General features: G+C 47.2%; 10 protein-coding genes and 1 riboswitch. Of the genes, 3 read left to right on the top strand and 7 right to left on the bottom strand.

Annotated features, from left to right (window positions below; translation table 11 throughout):
• Positions 1–45: 45 nt before the first annotated feature.
• Together VP472_RS14225 and VP472_RS14230 are read right to left on the bottom strand one after the other, a co-directional pair.
• Positions 46–1,125, bottom strand: coding sequence for a tetraprenyl-beta-curcumene synthase family protein (locus VP472_RS14225; RefSeq protein WP_003152263.1), 1,080 nt, complete (start codon positions 1,123–1,125; stop codon positions 46–48).
• Between the two features lie 20 nt (positions 1,126–1,145).
• On the bottom strand, positions 1,146–1,925 hold the full coding sequence (locus tag VP472_RS14230; RefSeq protein WP_003152261.1) for an alpha/beta hydrolase: 780 nt from the start codon (positions 1,923–1,925) through the stop codon (positions 1,146–1,148).
• Between the two features lie 46 nt (positions 1,926–1,971).
• Between VP472_RS14230 and VP472_RS14235 the strand changes: the two genes are divergently transcribed.
• Complete coding sequence (locus VP472_RS14235) at positions 1,972–2,487, top strand: gamma carbonic anhydrase (RefSeq protein ID WP_025853382.1); 516 nt, start codon at positions 1,972–1,974, stop codon at positions 2,485–2,487.
• Between the two features lie 176 nt (positions 2,488–2,663).
• Here VP472_RS14235 and alaP read toward each other — a convergent pair whose 3' ends face one another.
• The 3 genes from alaP to metK all read right to left on the bottom strand — a co-directional run bounded on the left by alaP (position 2,664) and on the right by metK (position 7,514).
• Entirely contained in the window at positions 2,664–4,067 is a 1,404-nt protein-coding gene (gene alaP, locus VP472_RS14240) for an alanine permease AlaP (protein ID WP_014418695.1), read from the bottom strand.
• A gap of 202 nt (positions 4,068–4,269) precedes the next feature.
• Positions 4,270–6,168 (bottom strand): asparagine synthase (glutamine-hydrolyzing), encoded by a 1,899-nt coding sequence (gene asnB / locus VP472_RS14245; RefSeq protein ID WP_003152255.1) that lies wholly within the window; start codon positions 6,166–6,168, stop codon positions 4,270–4,272.
• A 143-nt stretch (positions 6,169–6,311) separates the two neighbouring features.
• Positions 6,312–7,514: a methionine adenosyltransferase gene (gene metK, locus VP472_RS14250; RefSeq protein ID WP_003152253.1), complete on the bottom strand. Its 1,203-nt coding sequence runs from the start codon at positions 7,512–7,514 to the stop codon at positions 6,312–6,314.
• A gap of 169 nt (positions 7,515–7,683) precedes the next feature.
• Positions 7,684–7,823: riboswitch (SAM riboswitch) on the bottom strand.
• Between the two features lie 197 nt (positions 7,824–8,020).
• Here metK and pckA point away from each other — a divergent pair.
• Entirely contained in the window at positions 8,021–9,604 is a 1,584-nt protein-coding gene (gene pckA / locus VP472_RS14255) for a phosphoenolpyruvate carboxykinase (ATP) (RefSeq protein ID WP_146277385.1), read from the top strand.
• A 42-nt stretch (positions 9,605–9,646) separates the two neighbouring features.
• Here pckA and VP472_RS14260 read toward each other — a convergent pair whose 3' ends face one another.
• Together VP472_RS14260 and VP472_RS14265 are read right to left on the bottom strand one after the other, a co-directional pair.
• Positions 9,647–9,889 (bottom strand): DUF2584 domain-containing protein, encoded by a 243-nt coding sequence (locus VP472_RS14260; protein WP_003152249.1) that lies wholly within the window; start codon positions 9,887–9,889, stop codon positions 9,647–9,649.
• A gap of 57 nt (positions 9,890–9,946) precedes the next feature.
• Positions 9,947–10,720, bottom strand: coding sequence for an alpha/beta hydrolase family protein (locus tag VP472_RS14265; protein WP_015418056.1), 774 nt, complete (start codon positions 10,718–10,720; stop codon positions 9,947–9,949).
• 138 nt (positions 10,721–10,858) lie between these two features.
• Between VP472_RS14265 and VP472_RS14270 the strand changes: the two genes are divergently transcribed.
• The gene (locus tag VP472_RS14270; RefSeq protein WP_146277387.1) at positions 10,859–11,863 is read left to right on the top strand and encodes an ABC transporter substrate-binding protein; all 1,005 of its coding nucleotides are present in this window, start codon (positions 10,859–10,861) and stop codon (positions 11,861–11,863) included.
• The last annotated feature ends 10 nt before the right edge of the window (positions 11,864–11,873 follow it).

Below are 11,873 nucleotides of genomic sequence, written 5' to 3' on the forward strand. Positions count from 1 at the left end.
AAAAAACTGCGCCGTCATGATGTACACGAGAGGCGCAGTTCCCCATTACGAACTTTTCGTCCAAGCCATCTTCTGAAATTTGCGGTAGGCTCTTCCGTTGATATAAAAGAAAAATGACGTTTTTCCGCTTGCCCTGATCAGCTTTCGCGCGAGGCGGCCCATTTCTTTTTGGCCGGCGACTTTGTCATCGGATAAATAGACACCGAGCAGCCCCCTGTTGATCAGCCGGTGAAAATTTTCATGCGGAATGCCTTGCAAATGTTCATCCGCTTTTTCAATAAAATGCTGCAGTCTCTGCATCATTTCTTCATGAGACTGATAATACGTACAGAAATTCAGATCGCCTTCAAGCAGATCTTCTTCCTGGTCAATTAAATAATCGAGCAGTATGTGCAGCCCTTGTATGTACGGAAAATAACTGCTGCGGATTTTCTCAGCGGTATGTTCGTTAAAATCAGGCTGGAATGAGTAAGCAACGAGACAGAAAATGCCTAACGTCGATCCGGCGCAGGCCGAGAACTCAAACCACTCCATTTCCGGAAGCTGTGACCGGTACTGCTCAAACCAGGCTTTAAGCCTCGGAACGCGTTCATGCTCAACGACATGCTTATGAACCTGAAGATCGCAATAATAATCACACAGCTCAAGCAAATAAGGTTTAATGATACCGTAATGTTCTATTGACCCGAGCACCCGCTGGCATGTTCTGACCAGCTCATGAAGATAACCGCCGTCATCCCGCTCCTCTCTGTACTGATAGTACGGCCGCACCTCGGCACCGACCGTCAGCGCGTCACGCATGGAAAGATGAAGCATGCGGAAGTCCTCCGGATCAAGCGAGGTGCTGCGGTCGCACAGATTGTCCAGATAATCACTGATTGTCTGATACGCGATGATAAATTGCACGCATTTCTGTTTTTGTTCTCCCGAAAGCAAGGCTAAAATGCCGCCGCCTTCACAATGAAACGATTTATCGCGGATACTTGCGGCCGCCTGCTGCCGCAGTTCGGTATTTTTAATGGAATCTGATTTTTCCCGCCACATGTTCAATTCCTGATGAACGAGCGGAAAAATTTCCCGATACACTTTTGCCATAAGGTTAAAAGGATGTTCCGGTACTGTCAACATATGCACCCCCAGCGAATTCAAATATACTGATCTGTAAAGGCTTTTGCCGCCTTAAACACAGTTTCTCTTTCCGGTTCATTAAAAATTTCATGATAAAGCCCTTCCCATTCCCGATACGATTTATTATGGGAAGCCACACCGGAAAACCATTTGCGGACCTTCATTTTATCGACGATTTTGTCATCACCGCCCTGCATAAGCAAAAGCGGCACCTTTAAAAACGCATCAGTCGGCACCATAGCGGCATCAATGGTTTTTAAAAGCTCTCTGTACCATCTTACGGATACCTTCGTGACATATAAAGAATCGTTTTGATCCGCTTCAATCATATCCGCATTCCTCGTTGCCATATCAGGTGATAAGCCGGAATCCACTCTGAGGGACGGAGCGAGGACGTTCAGTCCTTTAGACGCAAAATCAAGGACTTTATTGACTTTTATTTGCAGACCCAGACAAGGTGATGATAAAATGAGTGCCGTAATGCGGGGATTTCTCTGCTGCTTAAACCATTCTATCGCAATCAGTCCGCCCATGCTGTGGCCTAAAAGGAAAACGGGCGCTTCAAGCGTTCTCGCTTTATCAATCCATATATCTACTTCATCAATGTATTCTTGGAAAGAGCGAATATGCCCTCTGGCGCGGGTCGACGTTCCCTGACCGGGCAAATCGCCCATCACCACGTTATATCCGGAAGATCTCCACATTTCAACGAGCCATTTATAACGCCCGTGGTATTCGCTTGCCCCGTGGATAATGACAATGGTACCGACGGGCCTGTCTGCTTTCCAAGTCCACATGCAGTTCACCTCTTACATAAATTTAGAGAAAGAAGGATGAGACATGATAATCTACCCTTATAAACAATTTACGCCTGACATACATCCTGAAGCGTTCATTGCGGATAACGCCGTCATAACGGGCGACGTCGTGATCGGAGAACAATCGAGCATTTGGTTCTCGGCAGTCATCCGGGGGGATGTTGCGCCGACAAGGATCGGAAAAAGAGTCAGCATACAAGACTTGAGCTGTCTGCATCAAAGCCCGAACCGCCCGCTTCTTATTGAAGATGACGTCACGATCGGCCATCAGGTTACACTGCACAGCGCAATCATCAGAAAGAATGCTTTAATCGGTATGGGCTCCGTCATTCTTGACGGGGCGGAAATCGGAGAAGGCGCGTTTATCGGCGCCGGAAGTCTCGTTCCTCCGGGCAAAACCATTCCTCCCGGCTGTCTTGCGTTCGGCCGGCCCGCAAAGGTTATCCGCCGGCTGACAGAAGAAGACATACGGGACATGGAAAGAATCAGAACGGAATATGTTGAAAAAGGCCGATACTATAAAACAATGCAAGAGAAATAAAAATAGATCAGCTTTGTTTTACTACTGTACCATTTTTCAAAATATTATTTAAGTAAAAACCATTTGCATTCTCCCGATTGTCAGGAAACAGAAGCAAAATGTTCAGGAATTTGTTTTATTCTTCCCCCGCCGGCCCGATCCTATGAAAAAAAGAGCCCATGTCCCGGGCTCTTTTTTTACGCTTTTTCGGCGAATGTCTGTCCGTTTTCCAGATCTATGTCTTTTCTTTTATGGAAACCTTTCCCGTAATAGGCGGCTAATAATATGCCGAACCAGACAGGACCGATGATGACGGCCACCCTGGTCTCTGCATCAAAAGCCATCAGCACAACGACAAAAGCCAGAAATGCCAGCGAGATATATGAGGAAAAGGGGTATAAAGGCATTTTATATTTGAGTTTTTTCCGTTGTTCCGGCTGTAAGCTTTTACGGTATTTCATTTGGGAAAGCAAAATAATCGACCATGTCCAAATTGCTCCGAACGTCGCAATGCTCGTCACCCACGTAAACACTTTCGCCGGCACCACGTAGTTCAGCAAAACGCCGATGCATAACGCACCCGCTGAAACCAATACCGCTTTTCCCGGCACACCGCCTTTTGTGACCGTACCGTATGCTTTAGGCGCTTCATTTTGTTCCGCCAGATTGAACAGCATACGCCCCGTGCTGAAGATCCCGCTGTTGCAGGAAGAAAGAGCCGCCGTCAATACGACAAAATTAATGATTCCGGCTGCAGCTGGTATTCCGATTTTTTCAAATGTCAAAACAAACGGGCTCCCGCCTGAACCAATTTCCTGCCACGGATAAATTGACATAATGACAAACAAAGCTCCGACGTAAAAAATGAGAATGCGCCAAAAAACAGTATCTATGGCCCGCGCCAGTGATTTTTCCGGATTTTTGACCTCACCGGCTGTGACACCGATCAGCTCAATCCCGAGATAGGCAAACATGACCATCTGAAGCGACAGCAGCACCCCTTTAATCCCATTCGGGAAAAAGCCGCCGTGGCTCCATAAATTGCTGATTCCGAGCGCAACGCCTCCGTTTCCGAGACCGAATACGATCATCACCAGACCGATCGCGATCATTGACAGAATCGCCAAGACTTTAATGAGCGCAAACCAGAATTCAAGCTCACCGTACGCTTTGACCGCCAGAAAGTTGACAGCCGTCATAATGACGAGTGCACAAAGCGCCCAGATCCATGACGGCACGTCAGGGAACCAGTAGCCCATATAAATGCCGACCGCGGTGATTTCCGCCATGCAGGTAACAACCCATAAAAACCAATAATTCCAGCCCGTTAAAAACCCGGCAAGCGGACCGAGATAATCTCTGGCATACCGGCTGAATGAGCCGGCTACAGGCTTTTGAATCGCCATTTCCCCCAATGCCCGCATAATAAAAAACATAATCAGTCCGCTGCAGGCGTAAGCGGCTAAAATCCCCGGCCCGGCAAGCTTTATGGCAGAAGCAGACCCGAGAAACAGCCCGACTCCAATCGCGGCGCCCAACGACATAAGCGAGATATGCCGCTCTTCCAAGCCGCGGTGAAGCGTTTTTTCTTTGTTTTGCATAACTCTCCCTCCCCCTGATTTTGACAAAGAAACAACAAACCGAGACGAAATAGCCAGAAAACTCTTTCCGGAATCTACCCGATTAGTCCTATTATAACCTTTTTCTGAATATTGCGTAATACTTTGTCGAAAACAGAGCGGAATAGACGGTTTACAAAAAACAATAGAAAAAAGGCTTTCGATAACTCGAAAGCCTTTTGGATTAAACGAAAATGACTTCTTTCGGCTGATGATTCAGCTCTTCCGGCACCAGTCTTTTTTCGACATTGATGCTGTGCCAGATCATGAAGATCAGCACGGTCCAGATTTTGCGGCTGTTGTCCGCTCTGTCGGCACAATGATCTTCCAGAAGCTGAAGGACATAATCCTTTTCAATATAAGCATCTGTTTCACTTTCACGAATGATGTTGCGAACCCATTCGTTCATTTCATTTTTCAGCCAGTGGCGGATCGGCACAGGGAAGCCGAGTTTTTTGCGGTTAAGCACATGATCAGGCACTACCCCTTCAGCAGCTTTGCGCAGAAGGTATTTCGTCGTGCCGTTTTTCGTTTTCAGTTCATCCGGAATTTTAGAGGCCACGTCAAACACGACTTTATCAAGGAACGGCACGCGCAGTTCCAATGAGTTGGCCATCGTCATTTTGTCAGCCTTTAACAGGATGTCGCCGCGCATCCACGTATGGATGTCAACATACTGCATTTTATTAATGTCGCTGTATGAACGGCTTTCCGTAAAGTACGGCTTCGTGACATCACGGTATGAAAGCTCTGGATTGTAATGTTTGAGCAGCTGTTTTTTCACGGGCTCTTCAAAAATCTTCGCATTACCGATATAGCGCTCCTCAAGCGGTGTGCAGCCGCGGACTAAGAGGCTTTTCCCTCTCATTCCTTCAGGCATGACGGACGCCACATGAAGAAGCATTTTTTTCAGACCGGACGGAATGCGTTCAAACGGTTTAAGCGAAAGCGGTTCGCGGTAAATATTGTACCCGCCGAACAGCTCGTCCGCGCCTTCCCCGGATAATGCAACCGTTACATGCTTTTTCGCTTCTTTCGCGACAAAGTACAAAGGAATCGCCGCCGGATCTGCAAGCGGGTCATCAAAGTGCCAGACGATTTTCGGAAGCTCATTCATATACTCCTCAGGAGAAATGACTTTGCTTATATTTTCAATCCCGAGCGCGGCAGCCGTTTCCTTCGCTACGTCAACTTCACTGAAGCCCTGCTGCTCAAAACCGACGGAAAATGTTTTAAGGCTCGGGTGAAATTCTTTCGCAACTGAGACGATAAAAGAAGAGTCGATACCGCCGGATAGAAACGAACCGACAGGAACGTCACTTCTCATGTGAACTTTGACAGAGTCAAAGATTGCGTCTCTGACTTCTTTCACCAATTTATCTTCATCAGACTGAACAGGCTTGAAGTTCGCTTTGAAATATGTTTTAAACGCGATGTCGCCTTCCGGGCGGATCGTAAACTGGCTGCCCGGCTCGACTTTTTTCACTTCAGCGTCAAGCGTGCTCGGTTCAGGAACGAATTGGAAAGACATATATTGCTGTAAAGAAGCTGTATCAAGATCAATACCGTTTTGAGCGGCCATTAAACTCTTTCTTTCAGATGCAAAATATACTTTGTCCCCGATGGTTGTGTAATACAGCGGTTTAATTCCGAACGGGTCTCTCGCGCCGTACATGACGCGGTCAGCTTTGTTCCAGATTAAAAACGCAAACATTCCGCGAAGCTTTGAAGCGGCTTCTTCTTTATAATGACGGTATGTCGCAAGGAGCACTTCGGTATCGGAATCTGTATTGAAAGTGTAGCCTTTCGCTTCAAGCTCTTCTCTCAATTCAATGTAGTTATAGATTTCGCCGTTAAAAATGATCCAATATTTTTCGTCTTCATATGATAAAGGCTGTCCGCCGTTTTCTACGTCAATAATACTGAGCCGTCTGAAGCCGAATCCGACGTGCTCATCATGATAATACCCATCGCTGTCAGGACCGCGGTGAACGATCATTTGGTTCATTTGTTTGATTAGCTCTTCTTGATCTGCGGTTTGAGTTAATGGATGCTTATTAAAAACACCGACAAATCCACACATAGTATAGCCTCCATAAGTGTAATTTTCTAATTGGACCCCCTTTTTATAGACGCTTTGTTACGCCATTGGTTTCACGCTATGTAAAAAATAAGCATGGCAGCATCTACAAAAAGGGAAAGCCGCTTAAGTAAGCGGCTATAAAATTATTCTCCTAGTGCTTCTTTGCGAAGCGCATCCGCCTTGTCAGTACGCTCCCAAGGAAGATCCACATCATGACGTCCGAAGTGGCCGTAAGCAGCTGTCTGCTTATAGATCGGGCGGCGCAGATCAAGCATTTTAATAATGCCGGCAGGTCTCAGGTCGAAGTTATTCCGTACGACTTCGATCAGTTTTTCTTCAGAAGCTTTTCCTGTATCAAATGTATTGATGGAAATAGAAACAGGCTGTGCCACGCCGATCGCGTATGCAAGCTGCACTTCACAAGAATCAGCAAGACCTGCTGCCACGATGTTTTTCGCTACGTATCTCGCAGCGTATGCCGCAGAACGGTCTACCTTCGTCGCATCCTTACCGGAGAATGCGCCGCCGCCGTGACGTGCATATCCGCCGTATGTGTCAACGATGATTTTACGGCCGGTAAGACCCGCATCACCTTGAGGTCCGCCGATTACGAAACGTCCCGTAGGGTTGATGAAGTATTTTGTTTCTTCATCGATCAGTTCCTCAGGCACAACAGGGTTAATGACATGCTCTTTCAGATTGCGCTGAATCTGCTCAAGCGTAATTTCCGGGTGGTGCTGAGTTGAAATGACGATCGCGTCGATGCGGACCGGCTTGTTGTTTTCATCATATTCAACGGTAACTTGCGTTTTGCCGTCAGGGCGAAGGTACGGAAGAATGTCTTCTTTGCGGACTTCGCTCAAACGGCGGGCTAATTTATGCGCCAAAGAGATCGGAAGCGGCATAAGCTCTTTCGTTTCGTTACACGCATAACCGAACATCAGGCCTTGGTCTCCCGCTCCGATTGCTTCGATTTCAGCATCGCTCATTGTGCCTTCACGCGCTTCAAGAGCCTGATCGACACCCATTGCGATATCCGCAGACTGTTCATCAATTGATGTTAAAACAGCGCAAGTCTCCGCATCAAATCCGTATTTAGCGCGTGTGTAGCCGATTTCTTTAATCGTTTCACGGACTGTTTTCGGAATGTCAACGTATGTTGATGTAGTAATCTCTCCGCTTACCAGCACAAGTCCTGTCGTTACAGATGTTTCGCAGGCCACGCGCGCGTTCGGGTCATTTTTTAAAATCTCATCTAAGATACTGTCAGAAATTTGGTCACAGATTTTGTCCGGATGACCCTCAGTAACAGATTCAGATGTAAATAGTCGACGGTTTTTACTCATTCACTTTTCCTCCTGAAAAAAGATCTTTTGCAAGACCTTCTCATATGATACGGAACTCGCTCCCTCTTAATACAATGTCATACTATATCAGAGAATGTTAATTGGCATATTTTATGAAATAAAAAAACCTTTTCCACTCGAGGAAAGGGTTTGGTCTGTGTGCCTTTCACTCTTATCGCTCAAGGAAAATATTAAACCTTGCATCAGGTTAGCACCTTGGTTTCCCACAGTGTTTTCACCTGCTTTTTTACAGAGAAACCGGTTGCTGGGCTTCATCGGGCCTGTCCCTCCGCCAGCTCGGGATAAGAGTATCCGCTCAATGAAATATCTTATCGTAAAAGGGCGGAAAGTGTCAATATGAATTAAAGCGATTGCGCGCCTTTATTTCGGGAAGCAATGGAAAAACACAAACAAAAAACCGCAAATAGTATAGACTATTTTCAGATATATGTTATACTAATTCCACATTCAGCGAAATACAAATAAACCGGCAAAGGAAGGTTTTTATGAAATTAGTTGATTTAACCGCAGATCTTCAAGCATTACTTGCAAGTCCGAATGTGCATCATAATTTATCGGCTCCAAAACTTACCGAAAAAGTGATCAGCCGAGATGAAGGAACGCTGACATCAACGGGCGCCGTACGCGCCACCACCGGCGCATATACAGGCCGGTCACCTAAAGATAAATTTATCGTCCGTGAACAAAGCACAGAAAATCAAATTGATTGGGGCGCGGTGAATCAGCCCATTTCTGAAGAGGCGTTTGAAAAGCTGTACGCCAAAGTCGTCAGCTACTTAAAACAGCGGGATGAACTGTTTGTGTTTGAAGGATTCGCGGGAGCGGATGAAAAATACAGACTGCCGATTACGGTCGTAAATGAATTTGCGTGGCACAATTTATTCGCGCGCCAGCTGTTTATCAGACCGGAAACGGATGAAAGAGACCCGCAAGCGCAGCCTTTCACCATTCTCTCAGCTCCGCATTTTAAAGCAGACCCGGAGACGGACGGCACGCATTCGGAAACATTTATCATTGTCTCTTTCGAAAAGCGCGTCATTTTAATCGGCGGCACCGAATACGCCGGAGAAATGAAAAAATCAATATTCTCCATTATGAACTTCCTGCTTCCGCAGCAGGATATACTGCCGATGCACTGCTCAGCCAACGTCGGTGAAAAAGGCGATGTCGCCCTGTTTTTCGGCCTTTCCGGCACAGGGAAAACGACGCTTTCAGCCGATGCGGACCGCAAACTGATCGGAGATGACGAGCACGGCTGGTCAGATTCCGGCGTTTTCAACATTGAAGGCGGATGTTACGCTAAATGTATCAATCTGAGCGAGGAAAAAGAACCGCAGATTTTTCGTGCGATCCGCTTCGGGTCTGTTCTTGAGAATGTCGTGCTTGATGAAAAAACGGGTGAAGCGGATTACGACAATTCCTTCTACACGGAAAACACAAGAGCCGCATATCCGATTGAGATGATCGGCAATATCGTGCAGCCTAGCATTGCCGGCCATCCGCAGGCGATCGTCTTTCTAACGGCGGACGCATTCGGCGTGCTTCCTCCGATCAGCAAACTGACGAAGGAACAGGCGATGTATCACTTCTTAAGCGGCTACACCAGTAAACTCGCGGGAACCGAACGCGGCGTGACATCTCCGCAAACGACTTTCTCGACGTGCTTCGGTTCACCGTTCCTTCCGCTTCCGGCACATGTATATGCCGAAATGCTCGGGCGTAAAATCGACGAACACGGCGTTCAAGTCTTCCTGGTCAACACAGGCTGGACCGGCGGAGGGTACGGAGTCGGAGAACGGATGAAACTTTCGTATACAAGAGCGATGGTCAAAGCCGCTATTGACGGCAGACTGAACCAGACTGACATGACGGCAGACAGCATTTTCGGCCTGCACAGTCCCGTTCATGTTCCGGGCGTGCCGGATGAAGTTCTTCAGCCTGAAAACACATGGAGCGATAAACAAGCATACAACGAAAAAGCGCTGTTTTTAGCCAATGAGTTTAAAGAAAACTTTAAAAAGTTTTCCCATGCAGACTCGATTGCCAAAGCCGGCGGACCTCTCGTGTAATCAAAAAAGCCAAGGGCGTTTATGCCCTCGGCTTTTGTTTTTTCAGTTTGTCGAATGAAGCGAAGTGAGTCTGTATGTAATGCTTGTCCGGCCGTTCGCCCATTCGAGCTTTTGGACCTCGCCGGTGCCGGATTTCTCTCCGGTTTTCGTTTTGCGCACGTCCATCGGAATATCAAGAGGATAGACGCGGTAGCCCTCTTTCTCCAATAAAAAGATATTTTCCTCTATCCGTTTTTCATTGCCTTTTGTCACAATCATGGTATTAAATTCAACAGGCATTCCCAAAATGAAAATCCCCTTTCATTCTCTTATTCTTTATTATCATATCATAAATCAGGCATCTTACCGTGTCTTCATCCATTCCGCCAGCCGCCGGACAATGCGTCTGTTTTCCTGCGGCGGAAAATAATGCGTAAAACCGCTGTAATACCAAGTTTCCACCGGTTTCCCCGCCTCTTTCAGCTTGTCCTCGATCATCCGGGCGTGTTCAATCGAAACATTCTCATCATTCTCTCCATGGATGAGCAGCACAGGGGCCTGAATGCGGTCTGCTTTTTCAAACGGCGAACGCCATCTGTATTCATCCGGCACCTTTTTCGGCGTGCCGCCGATCACCCGCTTCATCATCCGCCGCATATCCTTCCGCTCTTCATAAGTAAGCACCATATCGCTCACACCGCCCCATGAAACGAGTGAAGCCGCTTGATGCCCCATTTCAATCGCGGTCAAAAGCCCCATGATTCCGCCCCGGGAAAAACCGAAAATATGCACCCGCCCTTCCCTGACGTTCGGATGCTCCCGAAGAAGGCGGAAAGCGGAAAACGCGTCCTCTCTGTCCTCTCCCGCAAAATCTTCATTTCCCTCGCCGCCCTGGTTGCCTCTGTAATAAGGCGCAAACACGACAAAGCCTTGGGAAGCGAATTGAACGATTCTTCCGGGGCGTACCATGCCGACATTTTTTATGCCGCCGCGCAAATATAAAAAACCGTCATATGTTCCCGGTGCCGCAGGTTCGGCAAGGAGCCCCTTTACCTTCAGCCCTTCTGACTCATAGCATACCGCAAAGAGGCGGACATGCGGACTCGGAGACGGGAACCTTTTCTTTTCTACCAGCAATACAATGCGCCTCCTTATATCATCAGTTTTTTTATTCTTTCCCAACGTGAATATGGGCACTCACACATTTTTTATACCCATCATACGATATGTAAAGCAGAAAAGGTTATTTTAACGCTTAAACAAGGAGGTTACACCGTGAACAAATGGCTCAAAGCGGGCTGCGTTTTTGTCATATGCGCCTTTTTCCTGCTCATTCTTCCGGCTTGCAGACAGGAAGAAAGTCTGACGAAGGTAAAGGTGGCGGAAGTCACACACTCCATCTTCTATACGCCTCTGTATGTCGCTGAAGCAAAAGGTTTTTTTAAAAAAGAAGGGCTCCAAGTGTCACTTCAAACAACATGGGGCGGAGACAAAACGATGACATCGCTTTTGTCAAACGGGTCAGACATCGCGCTGGTCGGTTCTGAAACATCCATTTACGTGGAGGCACAGGGAGCAAAAGATCCGGTCATCAACTTCGCGCAGCTGACACAGACGGACGGCACGTTTCTCGTGTCGCGGAAGGATGAGAAATCATTCAAATGGAACGATTTAAAAGGAAAAACATTTCTCGGCCAGCGAAAAGGCGGCATGCCCCAAATGGCCGGTGAGTACGTCCTGAAAAAGAATCACATAGAGCCGAAAAAAGACATTAACCTCGTTCAAAACATTGATTTCCCCAATATTTCCAACGCATTCGCATCCGGAACGGGTGATTATGTGCAGCTGTTTGAACCGACGGCATCCCAATTTGAAAAAGAAGGCATCGGTCATATCGTCGCATCCTTCGGAGAAGCTTCCGGCCAAGTGCCATACACAACCTTTATGGCAAAAGAAAGTTATTTGAAAAACAATGAAAAGACGGCGGAAAAATTCACCCGCGCCATTTATCGCGCCCAGCAATGGGTGGAAAGCCATCCGGCCAAAGACATCGCAAAAACGATTCAGAAGGAATTTGCCGATACAGACCCGGCCATTATCGAAACATCGATAGAGCGCTATAAAAAACAAAAGTCATTCTCTGCAGACCCAGTTCTGCAAAAGGATGAATGGGAACTGCTTCAATCTATTATGGATGAAGCCGGAGAGCTCCCGAAACACATTCCGTACAGCAAACTCGTCAACACAAAAATCGCCAAAAAAGTCACCTCAGAACAATAGGAGGAACATG

The sequence above is a fragment of the Bacillus sp. MT(2024) genome, from assembly GCF_036362845.1.
Lineage (GTDB): Bacteria > Bacillota > Bacilli > Bacillales > Bacillaceae > Bacillus > Bacillus velezensis.